General features: G+C 46.8%; 23 protein-coding genes. 3 read left to right on the top strand and 20 right to left on the bottom strand.

Features of this window, described 5'->3' with window-relative positions:
* Positions 1–114: 114 nt before the first annotated feature.
* Positions 115–1,296 (bottom strand): cyclopropane fatty acyl phospholipid synthase, encoded by a 1,182-nt coding sequence (cfa, locus tag AC0KH7_RS00305; protein WP_472369662.1) that lies wholly within the window; start codon positions 1,294–1,296, stop codon positions 115–117.
* Between the two features lie 257 nt (positions 1,297–1,553).
* Between cfa and AC0KH7_RS00300 the strand changes: the two genes are divergently transcribed.
* A complete protein-coding gene (locus AC0KH7_RS00300) occupies positions 1,554–2,315 on the top strand; it encodes a TIGR01458 family HAD-type hydrolase (RefSeq protein ID WP_472369660.1) in 762 nt (253 codons plus the stop codon).
* Positions 2,316–2,663: 348 nt separating this feature from the next.
* Here AC0KH7_RS00300 and AC0KH7_RS00295 read toward each other — a convergent pair whose 3' ends face one another.
* From AC0KH7_RS00295 to AC0KH7_RS00255, 9 genes are all read right to left on the bottom strand, one after another.
* Positions 2,664–3,545: a hypothetical protein gene (locus tag AC0KH7_RS00295; protein WP_472369658.1), complete on the bottom strand. Its 882-nt coding sequence runs from the start codon at positions 3,543–3,545 to the stop codon at positions 2,664–2,666.
* Between the two features lie 164 nt (positions 3,546–3,709).
* Positions 3,710–4,714 (bottom strand): nucleotidyl transferase AbiEii/AbiGii toxin family protein, encoded by a 1,005-nt coding sequence (locus AC0KH7_RS00290; RefSeq protein ID WP_472369656.1) that lies wholly within the window; start codon positions 4,712–4,714, stop codon positions 3,710–3,712.
* Complete coding sequence (locus AC0KH7_RS00285; protein WP_472369654.1) at positions 4,707–5,312, bottom strand: DUF6088 family protein; 606 nt, start codon at positions 5,310–5,312, stop codon at positions 4,707–4,709. Before AC0KH7_RS00285 ends, AC0KH7_RS00290 begins: the two co-directional genes overlap by 8 nt.
* 146 nt (positions 5,313–5,458) lie before the next feature.
* Positions 5,459–5,629 carry a type II toxin-antitoxin system prevent-host-death family antitoxin gene (locus AC0KH7_RS00280; protein ID WP_472369652.1) on the bottom strand — a complete coding sequence of 57 codons (171 nt, stop codon included), beginning with the start codon at positions 5,627–5,629 and terminating at the stop codon, positions 5,459–5,461.
* Positions 5,630–5,722: 93 nt separating this feature from the next.
* Positions 5,723–7,669: a choice-of-anchor tandem repeat GloVer-containing protein gene (locus tag AC0KH7_RS00275; RefSeq protein ID WP_472369650.1), complete on the bottom strand. Its 1,947-nt coding sequence runs from the start codon at positions 7,667–7,669 to the stop codon at positions 5,723–5,725.
* 57 nt (positions 7,670–7,726) lie between these two features.
* Positions 7,727–8,725, bottom strand: a complete 999-nt coding sequence (locus AC0KH7_RS00270) for a heme acquisition protein HasA (protein WP_472369648.1) — start codon at positions 8,723–8,725, stop codon at positions 7,727–7,729.
* Positions 8,726–8,920: 195 nt separating this feature from the next.
* A complete protein-coding gene (locus AC0KH7_RS00265) occupies positions 8,921–11,509 on the bottom strand; it encodes a TonB-dependent receptor (RefSeq protein WP_472369647.1) in 2,589 nt (862 codons plus the stop codon).
* A 137-nt stretch (positions 11,510–11,646) separates the two neighbouring features.
* The gene (locus tag AC0KH7_RS00260; protein ID WP_472369645.1) at positions 11,647–12,642 is read right to left on the bottom strand and encodes a FecR family protein; all 996 of its coding nucleotides are present in this window, start codon (positions 12,640–12,642) and stop codon (positions 11,647–11,649) included.
* 105 nt (positions 12,643–12,747) lie between these two features.
* Complete coding sequence (locus AC0KH7_RS00255; RefSeq protein WP_472369644.1) at positions 12,748–13,254, bottom strand: sigma-70 family RNA polymerase sigma factor; 507 nt, start codon at positions 13,252–13,254, stop codon at positions 12,748–12,750.
* 212 nt (positions 13,255–13,466) lie between these two features.
* Here AC0KH7_RS00255 and AC0KH7_RS00250 point away from each other — a divergent pair, with 212 nt between their 5' ends.
* Together AC0KH7_RS00250 and AC0KH7_RS00245 are read left to right on the top strand one after the other, a co-directional pair.
* Positions 13,467–13,988, top strand: a complete 522-nt coding sequence (locus tag AC0KH7_RS00250; protein ID WP_472369642.1) for a DsrE family protein — start codon at positions 13,467–13,469, stop codon at positions 13,986–13,988.
* A 1-nt stretch (position 13,989) separates the two neighbouring features.
* Positions 13,990–14,352 carry a hypothetical protein gene (locus tag AC0KH7_RS00245; protein ID WP_221173935.1) on the top strand — a complete coding sequence of 121 codons (363 nt, stop codon included), beginning with the start codon at positions 13,990–13,992 and terminating at the stop codon, positions 14,350–14,352.
* Positions 14,353–14,591: 239 nt separating this feature from the next.
* Here AC0KH7_RS00245 and AC0KH7_RS00240 read toward each other — a convergent pair whose 3' ends face one another.
* The 10 genes from AC0KH7_RS00240 to AC0KH7_RS00195 form a co-directional block, all read right to left on the bottom strand.
* A complete protein-coding gene (locus tag AC0KH7_RS00240) occupies positions 14,592–15,806 on the bottom strand; it encodes an MFS transporter (protein WP_472369640.1) in 1,215 nt (404 codons plus the stop codon).
* A gap of 121 nt (positions 15,807–15,927) precedes the next feature.
* A complete protein-coding gene (locus AC0KH7_RS00235; RefSeq protein ID WP_472369638.1) occupies positions 15,928–16,071 on the bottom strand; it encodes a helix-turn-helix transcriptional regulator in 144 nt (47 codons plus the stop codon).
* Complete coding sequence (locus AC0KH7_RS00230; protein ID WP_472369636.1) at positions 16,047–16,691, bottom strand: hypothetical protein; 645 nt, start codon at positions 16,689–16,691, stop codon at positions 16,047–16,049. Before AC0KH7_RS00230 ends, AC0KH7_RS00235 begins: the two co-directional genes overlap by 25 nt.
* Before the next feature lie 386 nt (positions 16,692–17,077).
* Entirely contained in the window at positions 17,078–18,448 is a 1,371-nt protein-coding gene (gene gorA / locus AC0KH7_RS00225; RefSeq protein WP_472369634.1) for a glutathione-disulfide reductase, read from the bottom strand.
* A 147-nt stretch (positions 18,449–18,595) separates the two neighbouring features.
* Positions 18,596–19,339, bottom strand: coding sequence for a glutathione peroxidase (locus AC0KH7_RS00220; RefSeq protein ID WP_472369632.1), 744 nt, complete (start codon positions 19,337–19,339; stop codon positions 18,596–18,598).
* A 208-nt stretch (positions 19,340–19,547) separates the two neighbouring features.
* Complete coding sequence (locus AC0KH7_RS00215; RefSeq protein ID WP_472369630.1) at positions 19,548–20,186, bottom strand: OmpA family protein; 639 nt, start codon at positions 20,184–20,186, stop codon at positions 19,548–19,550.
* A gap of 109 nt (positions 20,187–20,295) precedes the next feature.
* Positions 20,296–20,745, bottom strand: a complete 450-nt coding sequence (locus AC0KH7_RS00210) for a hypothetical protein (RefSeq protein ID WP_472369628.1) — start codon at positions 20,743–20,745, stop codon at positions 20,296–20,298.
* A gap of 68 nt (positions 20,746–20,813) precedes the next feature.
* Entirely contained in the window at positions 20,814–22,013 is a 1,200-nt protein-coding gene (locus AC0KH7_RS00205) for a BaiN/RdsA family NAD(P)/FAD-dependent oxidoreductase (RefSeq protein WP_472369626.1), read from the bottom strand.
* Positions 22,010–22,774 carry a competence/damage-inducible protein A gene (locus tag AC0KH7_RS00200; protein WP_472369624.1) on the bottom strand — a complete coding sequence of 255 codons (765 nt, stop codon included), beginning with the start codon at positions 22,772–22,774 and terminating at the stop codon, positions 22,010–22,012. The genes AC0KH7_RS00205 and AC0KH7_RS00200 overlap by 4 nt, the downstream gene beginning before the upstream one ends.
* A gap of 26 nt (positions 22,775–22,800) precedes the next feature.
* On the bottom strand, positions 22,801–25,611 hold the full coding sequence (locus tag AC0KH7_RS00195) for a PAS domain S-box protein (protein WP_472369622.1): 2,811 nt from the start codon (positions 25,609–25,611) through the stop codon (positions 22,801–22,803).
* Positions 25,612–25,699: the final 88 nt, after the last annotated feature.

Below are 25,699 nucleotides of genomic sequence, written 5' to 3'. Positions count from 1 at the left end.
CAAAAAGAATTATCATTAATATATAGAAAGACGAAGAGACCGGATTATTTTTTCATGAAAACCAGAAAACGCCGGCCAAAAAAGACCGGCAATAAAGAAAGGAAACGGTTTAAATTAACGTTTGCTGTGGTAGGGGTCCAGCGGCGTCAGGCGTTTTCGCAGCACCACTTGATAGAGTTGTAAGGAGCGGCTTCGGAAAGCCCCGGCGGAAATTTTCAGATAATAATTCCACATCCGATAAAAACGGCTGTCGTAACGGTCTTGCAAATCCGGCCAGGCCTGGTCGAAATTGCGTTGCCACGCCATCAATGTCCGGTCGTAATCCGGCCCGAAATTGTGCACGTCTTCCACCACAAAATAAGGCTCCGCCGCCTGATTGATTTGCGCCAACGACGGAATGGAACCGTTGGGGAAAATGTATTTGTGAATCCACGGATTAGTGCCGTAAAACGACTTGTCGCTACCGATGGTGTGCAGTACGAAAATGCCATCGTCCTTCATCAAGTCGTAAGCGGTGCGCATATAGGTGTCGTAATTTTTTGGCCCGACGTGTTCGAACATGCCGATGGACACCAGCTTGTCAAACGTGCCTTCCATTTTACGGTAGTCTTTGAGTTCAATGGTCACCGGCAAGTCTTTGCAACGCTGTTCGGCGAGCTGTTGCTGTTCACGCGAAATGGTCAATCCGGTAACATGCACGCCGTATTTACGCGCCGCCAATTCGGCGAAACTGCCCCAACCACACCCAATATCAAGCACCGTTTCATTGGGTTGCAACTCCAGTTTCTGGCAAATCAAGTCCAACTTGGCTTCTTGGGCCTGATGCAGGCTGTCGGCGTTTTTCCAATAACCGCAGGAATAGGCCATAGTCGGGTCCAGCATGGCTTCGTAGAGGTCATTGCCGACGTCATAATGTTGCTCACCAACTTGATAGGCGCGCTTTTCCGATTGCATATTCGTCAAACGCGCCATCAGCCAATGTTTGATGAAGATCCAGCGCCCGGTCAAGGATTCGTCCAGTTTGGCGGTCATGGCGCGGGTAATCATTTCGTCCAGTTGTTCGCAGTCCCACCAGTGATCCATGTAACTTTCCCCGGCCCCGAGCGTGCCGTCGCGCAACACCCGCCAGTAGGTTTGGGCATTATGGATTTGCGGGTCCCAGGGGTTGGAACCGTTCACGGTGAGACCGGCTTTCGCCAGTTGAGATTCGAGAAAATCCGCCGCTTTTCCTAAGCGGCCGGAAACCAAAGTACCAGCACGAACTTCCTTGTCGGCCAAGACAGTCGAGTGACGCATGCTTGCCTCCTATGAAAGCCAAAACGGCTTATCAACCAATGGATACCTTTATCGGTGCTCTCGTCTTTGAGAAATGCCTTGAGTTACGTAAACAATCGTATAAAAAACAATACAAACAGTTTTAACAGATTAATGAAAATGATATTTTTTTCAAGCGAAAACTATGACAATGCCTTGAAATAGCAGTAAAAAACTTTTTTATAGCGGACACTTTGGTACCATAAAAACTTAGAGAAACCATCCAACCGGAGGTGTCTATGACCGCTCGATTTTCGTCCGCACTCAAAGCCATTCTGTTCGACCTCAGCGGCGTGCTGTACATCGGCACCCAAGCTATTCCGGGCGCCGTTGACGCCATCCGCCGAGCACGCGAACAAGGCTACACTCTGCGTTTCGTCACCAACACCGCCAGCCAATCGTCGGAGATGATTCTGCAACAGCTCCATACGCTCGGGTTCGACTTTTCACCCTCGGAATTGTTCACCGCGCCGAGAGCGGCCAAAGCGTATATTCAACAGCACCAACTGCGGCCTTATTGCCTAATTCACCCGAATCTGAAAACCGAATTCACCGACATCGACCAAACTGACCCCAATTGCGTGCTGCTGGGCGACGCCCAAGACGGTTTGAATTATCACACCCTCAACCAAGCTTTCAATTTGGTGGAAGCCGGTTTTCCGTTAATCGGCATCGGCAAGAACAAATATTACAAGGATGCCGAAGGCTTTAAACTTGATGCCGGTGTGTTCATTCATGCGTTGGAATGGGCCAGCGGCGTGGAAGCCATTATTATGGGCAAACCCGACCGGGCCTTTTTCGAACAGGTGGTGGCCTCCACCGGATTTCAGCCGGAAGAATGTTTGATGATCGGCGACGACGTCATCGGCGACGTGCAAGGCGCGATTGATGCCGGGCTGCAAGCCAGCTTGGTGCGCACCGGGAAATACAAACCCAGCGATGAAGCTCTTTTACCCGAAAACGCCCACATTCTCGACAGCATCGCCGACTTACAATTTTGACCAGGCCTGGAGATTTTGACTGTTGAAAAACTAAAGACCCGGTAAAAACCGGGTTGTTTGCATAATTTAAACGTTAGCGATTGTTAATTTCAAACGCTAAGCTTTTTAAGCCGCTAGAGTCATATCCACATGCAAGACGCGCATTACTCGCGCAACCTCCGGTTTATATAATCCAGCTTAAAGGTGATGCGAACCTTCATTACACAATTCATCTTATTGTTCGTCAACTATTCGCTTAACGTCAAGACCAAAAGGCTTTAAGTAATTGATGAAGGGATTCAAATTCGTAAACATCAACTTTATCTTCTATCTTCTATCTTCTATCTTCAAAATGTTTGTTGTCCCAGGTTATTTTTTAATTACAAAAATATGGTCACTAGGAATCGCAAGACTTTCCTGATCATTGGCTTTATTAACCCTTATGACAACATCCTTTCCAAAACCGTGAAACAATACCAAAACGTTGTCCAGTTCTATATAGTCAGGGCCAAAGCGGCTTGGTTTACTTTTGGCCCCATATTCCAACACATATTTATCGTATGGAGCTTTAATATGAACCGTAACATTGTTTTCCCTGACATTCACCAAATCCATTGAAGCGGTAATTAGTGTCGAGGTAATTCCTTGTCCCAAGGCAATTGGAACTATCAATATTAAAACAATCCAAAGCAAAGGATATTTATTGACCTTATTGATTTGAGTCGACTTGTTAAGATTTTCCGAAGGTGCATTTTCTTTGTCAGCCGATAACTGCTGTACATTCTTCAGATAGCCACTCCAAAAGGCTGCCAAGGCAAAAGCCAATACTGCCCACATCACCCAAGTAGTGCTCCCGAAACCTAACCCCAAAATCAATACCACACCCAAAATAGCAAAAACTACACTAATCCACAAAGATGGTGTTTCAATTCTAAGTTTAGAAAAAGAATCTTTTATTTTTTCTGGCATTTTCGTAGAAAGCTTAAATCGCTTAACAAAATAATCAATAGTACGCTGTATCGCATACCAAACAACCCGTCCCAGATTGGTTAAAGAAACGATAAAAAATAAATACACAATACCAAAGCTCATTGCAAACATAATGAACATCAAACCATCGCCAAAAGTAATGTCTCTTGGCGTATAGCCAATGCCCCAGCTGTAAAAAATCATGACGGCGACTCCCGTCGTAATACCGATCTTAAACAACAAGCTAAGAGCTTTGCTGAACGTTTCAAGTTTTTTATCCATAAAATTAACCTCTTAAAACTTAAGATTTTTAGGGCGCTACATTGAATGATGTAAACCGCATGATTACCTGCTCTTTCAGCCGCTAATCACGGATTTTTTGTGAATCAGCCCTGATAACTAAAGATTATTAGTGCTAAAAAATAAATCACCACTAATTTTCTAAGCTATCCAGCGTTAATGATCTTTTCAATTTCTTGAATAGTCGAAACCACTTCATCGAATGAAAGTGCGTTTTCATAAATCATCCCGGCATCAATCATTCTTTGATAATCCAGTTTGAGCTCGCGCAAACTGTCTGCTTCAGGCAAAAGATTAAAACACTGATTCAAGCAAGCATCATAATGAGCATAACTTGCATTGAAGAATATTTTCTTATGTTGAACCACATCTTCAAGCAACCCTCGATTTCGTATTGCGTTCTGACCACAATCATGCCTAAACAGCATCACCAAATCATAGCAATGGCGTGATAAACGTTGCGCATTTTCCCTAAGTTTGTTCCGGTTGCATTCCACATGTATCAGTGTCGCCTTTTCCCAAAAAGTTCTTTCGGAAGACAGAACGGTAACCAAACCCTTTGGAAAAACAAGATCAGGTATTAGAGGTGATACATAGGGCTCAACGCTGTGGCACTCATTCGGATCAATGACATTTCTGCCACCCAACTCAATTAAAACCTGACTTTTCAGGTATTCATCCCGCGCTTCAATAACAGACGGATAACTCACCCATATTTTTTCACCCGTATCATCAACTTCAATCGAACACATTTCTGAAAAACCCAGTCTGTTCAGTTCTGTTTGAATAAAAGGAACAACCACATCATTCGCATAATGTTTTACATAGTCTTTCAAACGTTGGCTAAACTTTTTCAACTGAGTGTTACTTGTCGCCCCCGAAAAAGGATCAAACGCCTCAAACGAACGATAATCCAGCGTAATATCTATGTCTTCGGAAAAGCGATTAATCGCGTCATACACTTTAGACAGCGACGTACCACCTTTAAAGGCCATTGGGCGAGCATCCGGAATTGAAAACAACGCCCCCAATACCCAACAAACCCAAATATCCTTTTCCAAAACAAGTGCGTCACGCCCTAATTTCGCAGCGGAAAATTGTAAAATTTCCTTTTGCTCACCAGGTGTTAAATCAAAATAATGCTCAGGCATTTAGCGCCTCACTCGTATAAACCTCAATCTTATCCTTCATCCAAGCCGGCATATCCAGACCGCATAAGGTTTCAAATTCACCCTCGGTTAATCCTTTTCTAACCCGCTCAATAGCCTCTAATGTTAGATTTTTTGCACCTAAATACCAAAGCGCAGACAAGGCCAATCCTGGTTTTTTACCGGCACACTGAAGCTTTCTTCGGCTATTCGTATGCATCAATTTCACTTTAAGGTTTCCAACCTTGATAACCCTGGCCGAACCACTGGTGTAATACACAGGAATCGTCGGAACCTGCATCGTCAACTTAAAACGCCTAGCCGCCTCAGCACCATGCAATTGAACCGTTTCACCATGTTCCTTTGCGATCGCTTCAATCACATCTGAAACAGCCGGTGTCACGCTCCCAATAAAACGATTTTGCTTAGGGCGAACATATACACCTCTTGCAACACGTTGAATAACACCCTGCTTAACCAATCTAGATAGAGACTGGTCCACAGCCGCACGAGAACCCAGCTTCAAAAAGCGAACATTTGTAAAAGGTTCTCCCAACTCTATTTGATGAATTTTATTTTTAATAACACTTGTTACTTGCATAAAACCGCTCTCCATTTGTCAGAAAAAATATCACTTTTTCTGACAAAAGTACAGCATGATCCAAATAAATAATCGATTTTTAAATACGCAAAAAACAAAAACCCCGGCTTGCCGGGGTTGGGTTTGAATAAACAGGATGAAAAGCGTTACTGTTGACTGTTTGCAATTAATCGCTGATATTCTTTATGAGACAGCACCACCGCCGCCCGTTTGCCGTAATAACTAATGACAATGGGTTGATGACGAACCACGTCCATTAACATTGTTAATTGATCGCGAAACTGAGAGATACTGAAAACAGGGATTTTAGATTTCATAATAAATCCTTTAAAAGAGCTTAAAAGCCCCCTAAAGCGCTTAAACCACCAGGCCTGGTGGTTTAAGGATTTAGAGGTTAATGAAAGGCTTCGTTACACTCGACGACGACGGATGGCCGCCAGTAATGCCAGCGGCAACAGCATAAGCGGATTAAAGGCTCCGCCGCCTCCACCGCCTGAGCTGGCGTTTATGGAATCGCCAACTTCGACCGTAATCGTCAGTGGCGTAGCCGAAACTTCATCGCCTCCTAAACCGGTACAAGTCAACTCATACGTGTACTCACCCGGCGCTCTTGTGATTTCCTCGGAACCGCTGGCGGCCTGTTCAGTATTCAAAGTCCCCCAGTTGGTTTCACAACTGGCGGCATTTTCGGTTTCCCAACTAATGGTAAAGCTTTCACCTTGCTGAACGTCGTACAAATCGGAACGGAAATCAATAATCGACACTGGGTCCGGAATACCGGAAGCCAGCACTCTTAGCGTTTGAGTTGTTTGTGCCGTACCGTTATCACACGTCAGCGTAAATTCATTGGTTCCCTCTTTACCAATATTAACGGTTTGAGAGGCATCGGTAAGCTCCGACAAGGTACCGCTCCAATCGCCACCGGCACTGCACGTCACAGCACTCAAATCACCTGACGGGTTAGTGACATTCCAATTCAAAGTGGCCTGCAAAGCCCCTGACTCCCAAGTCAACTCAGGCGTTTCCGTCCAAAAGGCGGTAATAACCGGTGCGGTTGGGGTAATATCGGTATCAACTTTAAACACCGTACTGCCTGAAGCGGTGTTGGTTGGACCAAAAAAGTTACCGTCAGGACTGACAGGGCTAAGACTGCCCGGAAATGCCTTTACATCGTTTTCAGAACTAAATTCATAGAGGGTTTCAAATGTGTCGGTTACGGGGTCGAGCCTATATAAGGTTCCCTCACCGCTAGAGTTTGTTGTTATATTGCTTCCGCCCTTATAAGTGGTGCCATAAATCATTCCATCCATGCCCAATTGCAAATTACGCGGTGAATTACCCATTGGCGAAGAAGTGCCCTCAAAATCCACAACCTTTACCCAGGAAGCATCAATGGTCGCGGCATCCCCGGAAGATAAATCCAGGCTATTGAGTATTCCATCACCACCATCGACAACCGGATGACCATCGGTAATATAATAAAGTTTATCGTTAGTGGTGGTTAACCATGCTCCAGAGTCTAAACTTGGGTCTTCCAGAATATAAGCCTGGCGGAGTACCGAATAGTCATAATTATTGGCGGTATCGATTTTAAAAATGGTTCCAACTCTAAAAGTGGTGCCACCGCTTTCAAAACTTTTATTGCCCCCCTCGGTATTTATGCCGTAAATCGTTTGTCCATCGGCATCGATGAATAAGTTGACGGGTTCATAGCCTTCTGCAAAGGCGGTAGCTTCATTGTCGCCTTCCGCGTCCACAACAAATTCTTTGATAATATCCAGTTCGCCTTCGGTGCTTAAACGGTAAATACGAGTAACTGGCTCGATTTCTGAATCGCCACTTGCTTCACTGATAAAGTAAAGATTATCGTCGTTATCCACCACCATATTACCGGTTGGGCAAATGGCCGCGCCCAGATTGGTCGTCATATCCACCATTCTTTCCGAAGCCTCTTCCGCCCAAGGGGTGTATTTCATAATGGCACCATAGGTTCGGCTGCTAATTTCACCCGATCCATCATCACGGTACTCAACATCAGGACAGCTACCTTCCACTGTGTGCCCCAAAAAAATCTGCCCGCGATGATTGCGGACCAAAGGGGTGGCAGAATTACCGTAAAAGTCGGCTTCATCCAATTGCGGGTCACTGCCATCGGGTTCCATCGATAAAATAGAGAGGATAGATGAGGATGAGTCGATATATTTGCCGTAAAGACGGCCGTCTGAACCGTAAATAAAATTGGTGAGTACAATATCCGTTTGATCGGTGGAATAAACTCTCTCAACCGAGGGGGCAGCCTGCAAACTGAAACTGATTCCCGTTAATAACAGAGTGCTGATTATACGTTTGGAAAACATATTTCTTCTCCAGAAAATAAAAAAGGGCCGCCTTAAAAAGGCAGCCCCAAAGGTTAATTAAACAACAAAGTTATCCGTAGTTAGGCCAGATGAAACACCCGTGATTTCAACTGTATGCGCCGTGAACCCTTCATAATAAGTAAGAAGCGCATTACCAGGGTCAGTATCGTAGTCAACCGCAGTAACAGCAGCGGCCGCATTTGCGAAACTGTTGATGTCATCAATATTAATAACATCGCCGCCGGAACCGACTTGGAAACCGGCATTGATAAGATCATCGCCGCCGCCCAAGATAAAGGTATCTTGAGCATTGTATGGATCGAACTCTTCATCAACATTTGTTCCTTCGACTTCGGTACCATAGTCATCAAATGCATCCTGCAGAGCATCGGTGCTGGCAGCACCACCTTGACCACCCATAAGACCGTATACGATATTGTGGGTCAGGTTATCACCATTGGTATAATCGTTAACCGCATCGTAAATACCATTTGCGTTGGTATCCAATAGGCCGTAGTTATCGGCGGCATCACTGATGTTTGAGATAGTTAAGTGAGGATCGGTTACGGTATATTCACCGCCGCCAGTTGCCCAATCAACACCAAAATCGATGCTTTCAATGTTTCCCCACAGCGTATGTTCCGGTGAACTGAATAAGCTATAGGCAATATTGTCCAGCGTATAGGTATTGGCTGCAATTTCTGAGCCGGTTCCATTCCAGACATCAGCAACATCTCCAGCTTGAATAACCCAAGAAACGACTGGATCGTTCAAAGCATCAACATTCTGACCGGCATATTGATTGTCGTTAACATAAGCGGCACTGGTTGTTGAACCAACTGTCACTGAACTAGAGTCGGCGGTGCTGAAACCGCTCGTCGTGGCATGTTCAGGATCAGAATAATTGGCTTCTACCCAGTTTAGATAGCCTGAAAGACCGTTTACACCTGTTCCGGAAAAATCCCCGTAATTGATATTAATCGCCATAATTAAATCTCCTTTGAGTAAGTTAATGGCTAAAGTTTGGTCTTTTTTGACAGAATCGTTATAATTCACCTCAATCTCATTTCCGATAAATGTGAAAGATTGGCGTGCTTTAACGTTTAATCAAAATCGACCGATTCGTTTAAGGCCACATGGCCTCGGTTAAAACCTTGCAAAATGCAAGGCCGTTTTTGCATAAGGCGGGCGCGGCAACGCCTGCCTGATTGCAAACCTTTCTCAATCCTTTTCTGTATTCAAAACCTTTCATTAAAAGTTCCATTGCATATGTGCGGTTAGAGCTCGTCCGGGAGCGTAAGTTTTAACAAGTGCATCACCACTGGCCATAATATATTGGCGATCCATTACGTTTTTGAGGTTGAAGCCGGCACTTAAATCTTGATTGATTTGCCAGTCGCCATATAAATCGAGTACCCAAGATGAATCGATATATTCATAGGTTTCAAAATCCTTTCCAGTTGGAGAACCGGATTTATCGGTATAGCGAAGCTGCATTCCCAAATCGACGGTTTGTGAAAACAAACGGGTTCCCAAAGTGAGTGCGCCAGTGTATTCAGGTGGCAATGGATAGTACATAGAAGAGTCGACCCAATTGTTCACATAATGTTCATCGGGCGCCCCGCCTGCCGGATAGTAAGTGGTTACTAAATCGCCTTCACGTTCCATACGGGTGATTTCCAAACCGGTATACCAAACACGGGCATCGTAATTAAGACTGAGCTCTTCGCCTTTAAAGGTGATGGTGTCCAGAGAATTGGCAAACATGCTACTGAACAGGCTTGGCATATTGGCACCCGGTGTGCCAATGCCACTGGCTAGAAAAATATAGTTTTCAGTATCGGAATTGAAGTGCACCAGCTTGAATTTAAAACTGTCTCTGGCCGTAAAAATTCGATCAAAATTAAGGTTGAAACCGACTTCCCAGCTTTGGGTTTCTTCTGGCTTCAAATTCCAATTAGGATAACTGGTGACTGCAATGGAATGCCCGGGCGCTGCACCAGAAATAAGTGTTTCGGTAATGGCGGGAGGGCGCCACCCTAGGCCTGCATTGGCAAATATTTGCAAAGGCTGCCAAGGTGTAACGGCGATTCCTAACGTCGGAAGCCATTTTCCTTGCGTATGATCAACATCCACACTGTAATAATCGTTTTTTCCAGGCGTTTGATAATTTGTCACGCCCCAAAGTCGATAATAGTCGTAACGCACGCCAGGCGTAACTTCCAGCCAATCGGAATAATGCAAAGAGGCGCTGGTAAAAGCACTGATAATATAACGGTTACCTTTTGGCGTAACGCCATTTGCCGCTGTAATCTGATCTCCGGTTAGGGTTGTGGAATCTGTTGAGGGCGTTGTGGTATCCCGAAACCCTTCAATACCGAACAACCAATCCATATCGGTTTGTTCGCCCAATTCAAAGTAGGTGCTGTTTTTAGCAAAACCACCAATGGTATCGGTCTGGGTTTTGGTGTGGACGCTTTGACTGACGGCTTCATAGTCGTTTTTAGTGGTAACGAAGTAGCCTTTAGCGGCCAGATCAATATAGGGACTGTTTCCTTGGTATTGATAATCCAAAGCATAATTTTGGTTTTTTACTTTATTGGTGCTGGAAATGGGATAGACATCTTCGGGGTCGTATTCAAAATCGTCACAATAGCCTGCATCAATATAGAACTGTTTTGTACACGTATAAGCTTTGTAGGCTTGGCTGTTGTTTTGTTGAGCACTTTCTTTATAATTTGCTTCAGTATTGATAAACGTAAATTTAAGACGTTGGTATTCTGTAAGGTCCCAGCCAGCTTTAAAGAGAATAGATTCCATATCCTGGCCTGTACCATTGACAACATTAGCTGGTACGTCATAACCAGCAGTTGTACGAATGGCATTGCCTTCTTTTCCCGGTTCATATTCGCTGGAATTTCTCTGGCTGTAAGCCAACAGAACATCCGTGTTTTCAGTTGGTCTGGCAGCTAACGCCAAACTGCCGGAAGGTTCCTGCCCGTTAGCCCAACCACCAACGCCGGTATTGGCTCTTAAACGGCCACCGATACGCTCATCACTGGCAATTACATCATTGGCTTCTATGGTTCTAAAGGTTGCCACACCACCGGTTGCACCCGCACCCCCTACATCGGAGCTGGGGCCCTTGGATATTTCAACCATGGAAAGAAACTCCGTATCGAAAAACATTTCGCCATTGCGTTGCTGGTGTCCGCTACGCTGAAAGTTCTGGCGCATACCGTCAATATTCATATTGACGCGACCGAAGTCTTTTAATCCACGAACTTGAACGGCAACGCCTGGATTTTGTTCATTGGTAACCGTTGCAACGCCCGGCGTAGTTTGAAGAATTTCAGAGACATGCCTAGGACCGTTTCGATCCATTTCAGTACGTCCGATAATACTTGTACTACTGGGTTCATCGTATATCTGTTGGTGCAGGTCTTCTTTTTCCTGAACGAAAACAGTGCCGAGTTCGGTAGAGCCATCACTTAGAATAGAGGTACGAGATTTCGGCGCTTCAACCAAAATGGTTCCATTATCGGTGTAACGCCATTTCAAACCGCTTCCGGAAAGTAATTGCGAAAGCGCGTCTCCAGGCAAACGCTCTCCTTTAATTGCAGTCGCGTTCTTTCCAGCTACAATGCTGGCGTCCAGCGAAACCTGCAAACCGGACTGGCGGGCAAAATCTTTTAATGCAGAAGCCAGTGGTTTGGCTGGAATGTCGAAGTTCACGACTTGATTTTTTCCCGCCGCATAACTCATCGTAGGTTTTAAAATCAGTATCAATGCCAAAATTAAAAGTCTGACATTGATGATTTGAATTTTTCTTGCGCCCATATCGGCAAATGTCCTTCATTTTTCCTAAATATAAATGAGAAATATTTTCTTTTTTATTTAAAGACGAGAGGACAGACGATTTTTTTCACAAGAAAATGTAAAAAAATAAAAAATTATGATGGGTTATTTACGAAATATCAGAGCGTAACGATGCTGATGAGTTCGGGAACACGATGCACATGAGCCTGGAAAGGTGCTACCAAAGCATGTAAGGCCTTTTCCGGCTGTTTTAGGTTATAGACCCCAGTGATTTTTTTGTATTCCATGCTTGAGTCGGCTAATACGATTTCACCGGGATAATAGCGTTGTAAGATTTCAATGGCTTCTTTAACGGTGGTTTCTTCTAAGAACAAAACGCCTTCCCGCCAAAGCGCCACATCACGAGGATTAATTTTAGACAATAGGGTTTGACCGGTCGATCTTTGCACCGTCAATCGCTGACCGGCTGACAGCTGGAAACGATTATCCTCCTGCCGCGCCGGTGATTCGATACTAACCTGTCCGTTTTGAACGGTAATGGCATACACGGAATCACTTTCCCGCACATCAAAGGCGGTTCCCAACACCGTCACTTGCAAACCATCCATTTCGACCACAAAAGGCTTTTGCGCATTATGGGTGATTTCGAAGAAGGCTTGCCCTTCCAGTAATTTAACGGTTCGTTTATTGGCGTGAAAGTCGGTTGCAATGGCACTGGCTGCACTTAAATAAACTTTACTGCCATCTTCGAGTTCGATTTGCTGGATTTTTCCGGTTGAGGTGATGTAATCGGCCGTTAGGTGCAACTTCAGGGTTGGCAAGGTAAAAATCGCCAGGCATGCGGCCATCCCTAGAGCAAACCAACTTTTTTTATGTTGCGACCAAGGGGTTGGGGTTCTTTTTGATGCTGCTGCTATCGAAGCGGAGGCAAGCGATTTTTGTGGTTCAAGCTTGGGCAATTGTGCCGTAAGACGCCAGGTTTTTTCGGCTTTTTGCCAGGCCTGAAGATGGGACTCACTCTTTTCCACCCAATTTGACCAGGCCTGCTTTACGGCATCGTCATCCGGCTGGGCTTCAAGCTTAATGAGCCAATCAAAAGCCTCTTCCAGAGCTTGTTTGTCGACCTTTTCAGGTTTGTGTTTGTCCGTATTCATGCTGTATTGCGCTTAAAAACCGTAGAAAGCTTGGCTGTATTGTATATTAAGACGTTTCAGCCTTGGTTTTTTTTCATATCGGCAGGAAAAAGGGGGGATCCGTACTTAAGACTCGTCGTTTTCAAGCATTTCCTGGGTGACTTTAACCATGGCGTCGCGCACTAAACGATGAATGGATGAGATAGAGAGGTCAAGTTCTTCGGCCACCTGTTCCAGTGTCAGCCCTTCAATACGATAAAGCTCTACAGCTCGACGGCTCGTTTCAGGGAGCCGGTCCAAAAGTTGGAGGATATGATGTAGTTCATCTTGATTTTGAAGTGTTCTTTCCGGCTGCGATATCGCCATCGGCACCACCCAAGGAATAGAATCTTCCTGCGTATGACGCGTTTCAATCGAGACCCGCCGAGTCAAATCCAACGCGAGATTTCGTACCGTTCGATATAAATAAGCGACTGGCTGACTTGGCGACTCCGGTTTTAAGACAAACCGAAAATACGCTTCTTGCACCAAATCTTCCGCCACTTCTCGGCAGCCGGTGATTGAGGTCGCATAATCAACGGCTGAGGACCGGTGTTGCAGATAGGTTTTCAGTTTATCATCAACATTTGTCATTACACAGTTACCGAAAGTAATCTACTTTGGATTTTTAAATTAGATTGGATTGAGTGATAGAATCTATCATAATTGATATTTATTATCAAATGATAATAAATTATTAACGTTAAAAACCCATTATAAATTTCATGTTTTTTGCGCATTATGACCAAATACACCAAGCTAAAATACAATGGATTTTAATGATTATGATTCACAGGAGAAAAATCATGGCCTCCCCCACGCAAACCCTTAAAACACTATTAATCGGTTCCGCGCTCAGCTTGCTGAGTTTTCACACCCTGACGGCCCAGGCCGGAGACGTCAACCTCAACAATCAGGCGGCTTTGAAGGGTATTACCGAGATTTACACCCTCTACGATGTGCGCAAGGCGAACCCAAATGTCATGCTATCTTACTTAAAAGGGATTGAATCCAATTACAATAATCTGCTAAAAGAGAAGGTGAAACCGCACCTTCGGATTATCTTTATTTCATCGGCGGTGCAGTTCATTACCACCAAACCGGCCGACAACATTGAAATGGAATACGGCGACACTCTAAAAGGCATTGCAGACCAAATCGCCCGTTTAAAAGACATCGGCGTGAAGATGGAAGCCTGCTCAACTGCGACGGCCTATTTCAATGTGGACAACGACACTCTGCTGCCGGGCATTGTGCCGGTACGTTCTGGATTTCTATCGGTAATGGGCTGGCAGGCGCAAGGTTATTCGTTGGTGCCGGTGTATTAATATGACCGCAACCGTCTATGGAGGCATTCCCATGCGTACGACTTTCATCGGTTTGATCGTGAGCCTATTGGTCTTCAGCCTTATTGCCTGCACGTCTCATTCAAATCCCGGTCCTTTGGCCGGAACCTGGCAACTGACGGGCCATGCCGACATGGTCATCACCTTTCGGGACAGTGAAACCGAAGCCAACGGCATCGTGGAAAAAGTGCGTTACGAAGTCCGCGACCAGACCGTACTCGTCACCTACCTGGAAGGCATGGCCAAAGGCATGACCATGCATTACACTCTCACCGGGCCGGATACGGCCGTGACCAACCTCGGAACACTGAAGCGCATTTCGCCGGACAAAACACCCCCTTCTTAAAGTCAGCTCTTTAAAGCGCTCAGCCTTTAAGACTTGCCTTTGCAACAATGGCATAAATGCACTTCAATAATCGGATGGAGCAAGCCGGCCACGACTTTAGCAAACATGACGACCTTAACCAAAATCATTGCGATGATGAGTTTGCTTGAATGTTGGGCAATTGGATTGCCAAGAATGTTGTGTGGCTGTCATGGTCAAGACTTTTTGGATCAAAATGAAAAAATACCAGGCCTGGTGTTTTAGGCCTCTTTCTGAAAAACTTCTTCGGCTTCTTCTTCCTGATGTGAGGGTTTGTGCAATAAAGCCAGAACCGCCAATAACAAAAGAAAAATGCCGCAAAGCACATAGGGGAAGAAAGGCGATACATCATAAGCAAGCGTTGCAATTATGGGCGAAACAACCATGCCGAACCCTTGTGCCATGCCCAAAGTGCCAGCAGCGACCCCCTGTTCTTTTGCGGTGACCGAATTGGCCGCCATGGCTTGCATGGCGGGAAATATTAACCCAAGACCGATTGCGGCGTAACCGTAGACCAGAATCAAATGAATTGGTTGCGAAACTTCCAGCATCAAAAATACTGCCGTAGCGGCCAAAAATGAACCAATCGCCAACCAGACTTTTGGGGTGATGTGCGGCATTTTTGCCATCACAATCTGCACAAACACCAATACGACGCCAACAGCCGTCATGGCATAACCGGATATTCTAGCGGCTTCCGCGCCCGATAGCTTCAACTGATCAATAGCAAAAAAACCGACTGAAATTTGAGCGGTAATGACGGTACTGATGGCAATCATGGCTGTGACCATCGGTAGTCGTAAACGGGCGTCCAATAATTTAACCGTTGGCACCGGTGCCGATTTTTCAACCGTTTCGTTGGGTAAACCTTTCCAAACGACAAATAAAGCGATTAACGGCAACAAAGCCGCCAAATACATAGGGGCGGCCAATGAAATAGTCACAACCAGGCTGGCGGCCAAGGGGCCCAAAATCATGCCGAATGCATTTCCAGCGCCCAAAACCGCCATTTTGGATGTACGTTCTTTAGCCGAGAAATGATCGGCAATCAAGGCGCTACTGACGGTGGGAATGGCCGCATAAAAACCGCCGATTAAACCTCTCAAGACAGCCAGACAGATCAAAGCCATGACCACACTGACGGAAGACGCTACCGCATAATCGATAAACACCGCTAAAAGCAAATAACTGACGGCAAATCCGGCGATGGCATATATTAAAATGGGTTTTCGCCCACAACCATCGCTGGTGTTTCCCCAACGACGTGCACTCATTAACCAGATAAGCCCGGCAATCGCCACCAGCAAACCGCCGTGCCATTCTTGCATGCCCAGTAATCTTACAATAGGGCCGATAATGACGATAAACGACATCATTGCAGCAATACTTAGGACGTTGATTAAAAATAGCGGCGTTAGATTAAGTTCTTTCTTCATTAGAATCTCATCAAATCAATAAAAATAAACCATAATCATTTTATTATTTCGCGCTACTCATAAAAAGAGTTTCAGCCAGGGCTTACTAAAGCCTATAAAAAACCGAAGGCTTTCCTTCTGGCTACCAACGAAACTTAGACGGAGAGCAGCCGAAATATTTTTTAAAGGCAACCGAAAAATGGCCGTGGTTTGAATAGCCGACCTGATACGCAACGTCAATGATTGGACCCGTTTGCTCTATCAGCAGCTGAGCCGCTTTTTGCATGCGTAATCATACAGATATTCAAATACGGTTTTTTGGTTCAGGAATTTAAATCCTTTTTTCAATTTAAAATCGTTCAACCCGATTTGTCTGGCCAATTCAACTAAAGTGGGCGGGGCTTGCAGGTGACGAGCTAAAATGTGCTTGACCGCTTCCAGACGTTCGATATCCTCTGGAGTTAAACGAAAAGCCGTTTCTTTGAAGCCGGCAGACTGCTGCAAAAGCGCATCCAACGTTAAATCCAATAATTCGTATATTCGTGCCTGATACTCAAATGTCGTCATTGCTTTTTGAGTTGAATCATGTAACGACCTTTTCATTTTCGGCGTCATACGCCCACTTAACAATAAGGCTTGGGGAGTGTCGGGCAAAATTGGTGCAAATAGCCGCTGGATTTCCCGACGCGGGTCTTTGGAAATAAAATTTCGAAATATCTCTAAGCCAATTTGAATACCCTGACCACGCGATGGCATCCGTTCACGATACTCGGAAAACCCGCTGGTCGTCGGTGAATAAGTAACACAAAAATGGCCCTCAGTAAAAACTTCCGTGTGACGCCAGCCTTGTATCCAATATAAGCTTCGACCTGATTCAATATACCCGAACGACAAAAAGTCCAGCATCCATTCGCTTTCCCTATAGAGCCGGATGGGCCGACAAAAATCGCACTCAAATGTTGAACAATATAGCTGCGGAGATAAGTATTCGGAGACCAGTCTCAGTCGTCCAAAAGACTCCGAAACGTCCAAACCTTGCAAGTCCTGGTCGTTCAAGCAAAGCTGACTGGGCTCAGGTGAAGTTATAATCGCCGTCGATCTCATGAAATGAGAATCATTAATATTAAAATCCAATAATACCGCTTATTAATCCGATGTACAAGTATTTGATTTAACAGTCGGATTTCAACACTTAGCACCTAAAAACAAGAAAGGGAAGGGATTATGACACCAAGGCAGGCATAAAAAAAGCATGCACGGAGGCATGCCCAAAACTTAACTAAAAAAGAAAACTACTTCAAAATCATTGGACGCATGGTCACCAATTCTTCCGACGAGCTCGGGTGAATGGCGATGGTCGCATCCAAATCCGCTTTGGTCGCGCCCATTTGCACGGCCACCGCGAATCCTTGCAGCATTTCATCCGCGCCGTCACCGACGATGTGAATGCCGACCACTTTTTGCTCTTCACCAACACAAACCAGCTTCAAAGCCGTTTTGATCTGATGACCGGTAAAGGCATAACGCATCGGTGTAAACACCGATGAATAGACCTGAACATTGTCGTGACCGTATTCACGGCGCGCATCATGTTCGGCCAACCCAATGGTCCCGACCGGCGGATGCGAAAACACCACCGTCGGCACTTTGGACAAATCCATTTTCAACTGCGGCTGGTTGTTGTACAACCGTTCTGCCAGATAACGCCCGGCACGGATGGCCACCGGCGTCAACTGCGCCTGCCCGGTGACATCACCGATGGCATAGATATTCGGCGCATCGGTCTGGTGATAGTCGTTAACGTCGATAAATCCACGTCCGTTGACTTCCAAACCGACCTTGTCCAAGGCCAACGGCTCAGTCAAGGTCTGGCGTCCGACGGCCCAGATCACTTCATCAAAGCCTTCTAGGTGCTGACCGTCTTCCGATTCGATAATCAAGGTCTCGTCTTCGGCTTTGATCAGTTTCTTGACCTTGAAGTGATATTCCTTATGAATACCGCTTTCGATCATCGCATCGGTCAAAGTTTCACGCACCATGTCGTCGAAACCGCGCAAGACCAAATCCTTACGACTGATTAAGGTGGTTTCGGTGCCCAACGCCTGCAAAACCCCGGCAATTTCCACCGCGATGTAACCGCTGCCGATGACCGCCACTTTTTTCGGCTGCTCCTGCAAAGCGAAAAAGCCGTCGGAAGTGATGCCCAAGTCGGCGTTTTCGGTCTCATTCGGAATCAGCGGCGTGCCGCCCGGCGCAATCACAATGGTTTCGGCGGTAACGATTTTTCCATCCACCGACACAGTGTGCGCATCGACAAAACTGCCCCAGCCTTCCAGAACATCGATCCCCAAATCCTTCATGTAACCGCCATACCAGGTGGTGATATTGGAAATGTAGTTTTCACGACGCTTTACCAATTCCGACCAGTCGAACCCTTTGCGTTCCACGTGGAACCCGAAGTCCGGCGCATCACGGAGCGCTTCTGCAATATGAGCACCAAACCACATTACTTTCTTAGGCACGCACCCGATGTTCACGCAGGTTCCGCCCATTTTTTTGGCTTCCACCACGGCACACTTCTTACCGTACTCGACGGCGCGTTCCACGACGGACAAGCCGCCGCTGCCGGCACCGATGGCGATCAAATCGTAATCATATTGCATCTTGCGTTTTCCTCTTCCTGAAAAAATGTCTATCTATTCGAATCCATAAATAGGCATTCTTATAATTCTGTTATAAGGCTTTACGGGCCTTAAAAGGCAAAAAACCACCAGGCCTGGTGGTTTTTTGCATCCATCTACCTGTTTGGTTTATTTGTCCAAATAGGTTTCAAGGTCGTCGGAACCACCGACGTATTCGCCCTCGATGAAGATTTGCGGAACCGTATCCGCATTGGCCACTGCACGAAGCGTACGTGACGTGACACCGTGATTGGAAATACCGATTTCTTCATATTCAATGCCGGCATCTTCCATTGCCGCTTTCGCTTTGGCACAGAAAGGACAACCCGGCTTGGTGAAAATGGTCGCCACTTTCGCCGCTTGCGCGTTCGGGTTGATGTAATTCAGCATGGTATCGGCATCGGAGACTTCAAACGGGTCGCCCGGGACATTCGGCTCGATGAACATTTTCTCAACGACACCGTCTTTCACCAACATGGAATAACGCCATGAACGCTTACCGAAACCAAGGTCGTTTTTATCAACCAACATGCCCATGCCTTCCGTGAACTCGCCGTTCCCGTCCGGAATCAAGGTCACGTTATTAGACTCCTGGTCTTTCGCCCATTCGTTCATAACGAAGGTATCGTTTACGGACAGACAAACGATTTCGTCCACGCCGTTTTCAAAAAATACCGGGGCAAGCTCGTTGTAGCGAGGTAAGTGGCTTGAAGAACAGGTTGGGGTAAAAGCCCCCGGAAGCGAGAAAACGACAACCGTACGACCTTTGAAAATATCATCACTGTTAATGTTTACCCATTCGTTGTTCTGACGCGTTGGCCAGACAACGCTTGGGACCGTTTTTCCTTCACGATTTTCCATTGCTTGAGACATCTGTTTCTCCTTGGTTTAGTGATTGCAGTTCTTATCTTATCGCACTACAACAGCTTAAAAAATGAATTCCTTTTGAATACAGAATCTATTCTAGGCAAACTCTACCATTAAGTAAAATTAATTGTTTTAACTAAAATAATAGTTTTTTACTATTAAAAGAGCGCAAAAAAAGCGGCTTTCGCCGCTCAAAAGGAAGTTCACTTTATCATTATTCTGTAACTGTCAGCTCCACGCGACGGTTTTTAGCACGCCCATCGGCTGTCGCATTATCCGCAACCGGATATTTCTCACCTTCACCAATCGCTTCCATACGTTTCGCATCCACATCTTTGCTTTCAAGATAATTTTTAACGGCATCCGCGCGTTTTTGCGATAGTTTTTGGTTATAAGCCGCGGAACCTTTAGAGTCGGTAAAACCGCGAATTTGCAAGCCCGAATCCGGGTTCGCCTGTAGATACTCGGCGTAATCATCCAGTTTTGATTTGGCTTTGTCAGTCAGTTCAAAGCTGTCGGTTTTGAAAAAACCGCTAAAGTCGGACGGCTTAGCCACTTCCACCACCGCAACTTCTTCAACAACTGGCTCTTCGGCGGCTTTAGCGACCGGTTCGGCTTTTTTTGGAACAGGCGCTGCCGCTTCTACTGTGGCTTTCGGTTGACCACCGCAAGGTACCGTGTCTTCTTTCCAGTGGATGGTTCTCACACAATTACCGTCTCGGTCACGGACGACATTGCCGTAAGAATCCCAGACATAAGCCTCGTTTTTTTGATGAGGAATGTCTTCAAACGCCTGCGCGCCGGTCGCTATTAATGTGGCAGAGATAAAAAGAAAGGGTAAACGTAACGTCATTTTGCATCACCTTAAGTTAAGTTAAATAGTCATTTGGGGAATTACAAACCACTATAAAACTTCTCAGTCTCAAAACAAAGAGTAAACTTAATTGACTGGTTTATTCAGTTTATTGAATGGGCGCATCCTGCAATTCACGCATAAAGGTTTCCAGGTGACCGACTTCCTGGGCGTATTTCATAATCACACCCAAAGCGCCTTGGTCTTCCTGGCGAGAAGCGATCCGCGCCGCCAATTGAAATTCACGGTCGGTCACCCCACCCTGAAAGGCATTGGCTTCCAACAATGCGGCCAGCGCACCGACATTGTTCAGCAAACACGCTGCTTGTAATGGCTTCACCGATTCACCGGCCGCGTCCTTAGCGACTTCCTGTTGCGGCGACACAAAATGCTCTTGAATCAATACTTTCAGCATCCAATAGTTCATTTCCGGCGCTTCTTCACTTTCCAACACATTCATAAAAATTTCGTTCGGATCAATTTTATGCTTCTGAATCAACGTCTGAACGGTTTTGGAAAAAGGCGCACGGGTGTCTTCGGGTAGATTGAGTAGGTTCATAAAACGCTTGTTCGCTCTCGTTTGTTTTTTTGAAAAAATTATTATACGGCATTAGACCCAAATCTTGGTCAAACCGATTGCCCGGCCGCAAACCCCGACGACCAGGCCCATTGAAAATTATAGCCCCCCAGATGCCCCGTTACATCCAGCACCTCACCGATAAAGTAAAGTCCCGGCGCGTTTTTCACTTCCAGGGTTTTCGAGGAAATCGCATCCGTGTCAATCCCCCCTAAAGTCACTTCCGCTTTGTCGTAACCCGCGGTATCCGATGGGTAAAGCGTCCACTCGGTCAGTTGTTCGGCATACTGCCTCAGGCGGTCGTCCGGCAGCTCCGCCAACGGTTCAGGCAAGGAGTATTTTTCCAGCCAGGCCTGGGTAAATTTCTTGGGCCAGAAGCCGTTTAACCACTTTTTCAACCCGGCATTGTCGCGTTTCAATTGCAACAAGGCTTCGGCGACTTTCAGGCCGGGCAGCAGATTCACCCGAATCGCTTCGCCCGGCCGCCAGTAATTGGAAATCTGCAAGACACCCGGGCCGCTGATGCCCTGATGGGTAAACAATAAGGCTTCTGAAAAGGATTGTGTGGTGTCTTGATTGCAGAGGGTTACATCCAGCGACACCCCAGCCATGGCGGCGCAAAAGTCGCGCATTTTGCCGTCAAACACCAAAGGCACCAGGCCTGGACGTTTCTCTGTCACGGCCAAACCGAACTGCTCCGCCAGACAATACCCGAAACCACTGGCTTTCAACTTCGGAAACGACAAGCCGCCCGTCGCCACCACCAGCGATTCGCATTCGATGATGTCTTGATCGGTGACGACACGAAACCGCAAGGGGCGAGACGATTCTTCTAGGGTTTCGATCCGTTCGATTCCTGTGTTTAATTGGAATTCGACGCCAGCCCAGTCACATTCGGTGCGCAGGATTTGAATTAAGTCCCCCGCGCGATCCAGACAGAAAAGTTTGCCCAGTTCGCGTTCTTCATACGCCAGACCATGACGATCCACCAGGTCGATAAAATCCTGCGGTTGATAACGTGCCAAGGCGCTTTTGACGAAATGCGGATTGCCGCACAGATAATGTTCCGGCCCAACCGCCCGGTTGGTAAAGTTGCATTTCCCGCCGCCGGAAATGCGGATTTTGGCGGCCGCTTTGGGCGCATGGTCAAGCACTTCGACCCGCCGGCCACGATAACCGGCGGTGGCCGCGCACATTAAACCGGCCGCCCCCGCGCCCACCACCAGGACATCCGTGGCACGCGATTTCAAAGGACTTCAAACGTCGCTTGACGTTTTTCCGCTTCGGCAATCAACACTCGCAGTCCGGCTTCGGCCTGGGCTTCAAATCCCTCAACGCCCAGTTCAATGGTCCGTTCCCCATTGGACGAAATACTGGGGAGGCTAAATAGACGCAAATCCGGGAAACGCGCTTCGAAATCTTCCATAAAGGTAATCCATTCCGATTCCTGTCCATCCTTCAGACGAATGGTTTTCTCAACGGTCGGTTCAAAGGTCATCTCGGCATAATAAGTGTTCAGCACCCACTCCATCATGGATTTCGCCATCATCGGAAAGCCGGGCATAAAGTGGTGGTCGCCCACCGAAAAACCGGGAACACGGTTATAGGCGTTTGGAATAATGCGTGCACCCTGCGGGTATTCGCCCATGTGAATGCGCTGCGGGTAGGCTTCGTCACCAAATTGCGCTTCGATTTCTTTAACGGCCTCAGGGTGGCGCTCAATCGGCACATTCAGCGCTTTGGCCGCCGACTGACGCGTACGATCGTCCGGCGTCGCACCAATACCGCCGAATGAAAACACGATATCGCCACTGGCAAAGGTTTCTTTTAAGGTCTCGGTCAAAAATCGCGGCTCATCCCCCAGAATGCGTACCCAGGAGATGGCCAAACCGCGCGGGCGCAACAGACTGTTGGCCTGCACCAGATGTTTGTCCTGCCGTTTACCCGACAACACCTCGTCTCCAATAATAAGGAGCCCGATTTTCTTTTGCGTTGCGTCGTGTGATTCCATCTTCTTAATACCTGTTGGGATTACCATTAAGTCTGAGAGGCCGTCTGTTGTCGTAAATAAAATGTGACTTTTTCCGCCAGTTGCTTCGGATCAATCGGCTTGGTCATATAATCGTCCATGCCGACGGCGTAACACTTTTCGTCGTCCCCTTTCATCGCATTGGCGGTCATGGCGATAATCGGAATATGCTGACCGGTGCCTTCTTCAAGCTGACGTATTTCCCGAGTGGCCTGATAACCGTCTTTCACCGGCATCTGACAGTCCATTAAGATTAAATCATAAGAAGCCGACTGCAATCTGTCCAGCGCCTCTTGACCGTTGACGGCCACATCGGCTTCATAGCCCATCTTCGCCAACAAAGCCAACGCCAGCTTTTGATTGACCAGATTATCTTCCACCATCAAGATACGATGTTCAACGGCCGTCCCGGTTTCGGCCAATGCTTCGTGGTCATCGGAGGGTTCCATAATATGATAAATTTCTCTTTCAACCTTATCCAGATTGCCCGACTCAATCAGATGGGCATTCCGATGCAATAAAGAAATTTTCACCGGTTTCATCAAACAGTAGGCCTGGTCATTTTCCAGATAAGGGCGATAGACCGAATCCTGGCGCTGCTGGCGAGTCACATTCCATATAATTCGGCCGCCGGTATCCAGCAAGTCCTGCATTTTTTTCAGACAAAGTTCCGAATCGATGAAAGTGCTTTCCAGGGTCGATAAATCGACACCAATCAACGTTTCGGAATCCACTTGCTGGACCGCCTTATAAAAGGCCTCAAAGTCGTCAAACGGCGTCACAGAAAAATTCAAGTCCGCCATCTGCTGCACAATCAGGTCGGTGACCCGGTCGGCTTCGGAAAATAAAATACCTTTCATCGTATGGGTAAATTTCTCCAGGCAGGTTTCGTCCCCCACCGGCTGTAACGGCAAACAGAAAAAGAAATGTGACCCTTTCCCAACTTGGCTACGCAAACGAATACGCCCACCCATCAAACTGACCAATTGTTGGGAAATGGCTAAGCCCAAACCGGTTCCGCCATGCAGTCGAGTGGGCGACCCGTCCACTTGTGAAAAGGCGCTGAACAGCTTGGCTTGTGCCTCTTCAGCAATTCCGATACCTGTGTCCTCGACTTCAAATATCACTTCACGGCGGTTCTGCTCGGACTTGGAGTAGACACGTAAAACCACATATCCGCTTTCGGTAAACTTAATCGCGTTACCAAGCAGGTTCACCAGTATCTGTCGCACCCGAACGTTGTCCAACAATAACTGCTCCGGCAAATCGGGATCGACGAAATAATCAAACCGCAGCCCTTTGGCAAAAGCCAAATCCGCCACCACACTCGTCGCGCTTTCAATGGTCGGCAATAATGGGCACGGTTCTGCATGAATTTTCAACTTTCCGGCTTCGATTTTCGAGAAATCGAGAATATCATTGATAATCTGCAACAGGTTCGACGCACTGGACGATACGGTTTCTGCCAAGGCACGCTGTTCCCTCGACAAAGGGGTATCCAGCAGCAAACCTGTCATGCCCATCACACCATTCATCGGTGTTCGAATTTCGTGACTCATATTGGCCAGGAATTCCGATTTCAGTTGAGCGGATTGGATGGCCTGATCCCGCGCTTGCGCCATGGTTTCTTCCACCGCGACCTGTTCGGTAATGTCTCGAATCACGCCTGTGAAAACAATGGTGTCATTCAATTGCACTTCACTGACCGACAAATCAATCGGGAAACACTCGCCGGATTTTCGCATCCCATCCACGCGGCGTGTGCGGCCAATCACATTTTTTTGGCGTGTTTTTAAATAAGTGGCCAGATAGCCATCGTGCGCTTCACTGTATGGATTCGGCATCAAACAGCTGATATTCTGGCCGAGAATCTCATCCATTTTATAGCCAAACATTTTTTCAATGGCGCGATTGACCTCAATCACAATGCCTTTGGCATCGATCACGATAATCACGTCGGTGACCGAATTCATCACCGCACGGGTTTTATTCTGGCTCATCACCAGCTCTTCGGTCAGGCGTTTTCGATAGTCGGCTTCGGTATTAAGCTGGTCATTGGCATCGGACTGTTCTTCCAGCAATTGACGGGTTTCCTGCAAGGATTGTTTCAAACGGCGCATCATCACCGCCAATAAAAAAAGAGTAATCAGCGCCAGACCCACCATAAACAAAAAAGAACGCCAAGCGTGCTTTTCATCCGCGACCCCATAGCTCAACGGACGCTGCACTTCCAAAATGCCCCGCACATCGCCCGTTTTCCAATCGGTTTTTGGCGTGCCGGGGTAGGTATTGTGGCATTCAACGCAACTGGGCTTTAAAACATCCGCACGAGCATAACGCAGCACTTTTTGCCCACCTTCTTGCACGATCTTCCAATACGATTGATCAGGGTGCTGACGTAAATACGCCATAGCGTCGGTTTCAAACGCATCCAAATGTTTAGCATGCTCGCTCCAGGCAAACGGCTGATCACTGTAGAGCTTGACCTTATAGCCATTGTCGCCCGATGACAAATAACGCCCAAAATCCTTAGCGAAAGTCGCCGGTAAAGGGGCCGCGCCCTCCGGATTATTTTCGAAATCATGTGTAATCGGCACACCGCGCTGCACCAGGGAAGGTAAGATTTTTTTTGCGTAGTAATTGCGGAACCCAACCACGGAAATGGAAAAGTTCCGCGCGTCTTCCAAAGCGATTTCACGACTGACTTGTTGGTGTTCTTCATAGTTCTGCCAGAAGACAAAACCAATCCCCGTCAACAGAGAAAACGCTAACAATGGAAAGAAATAAGACGTGGCAAACAAGTCGTTTGTAGGTTTCATGTGATTATTTTACTCAATTCCAAATCGAAGCACCCAGCTTTCTCTCCTGAAAAAACCCCATTCCTTTCCTCCTAAACGGACAGGCTAC

Origin of the sequence: Hydrogenovibrio sp. (assembly GCF_965140365.1) — a bacterium.
In the GTDB taxonomy this organism is placed as follows: domain Bacteria; phylum Pseudomonadota; class Gammaproteobacteria; order Thiomicrospirales; family Thiomicrospiraceae; genus Hydrogenovibrio.
This window is presented reverse-complemented; position numbering and strand designations above follow the sequence as displayed.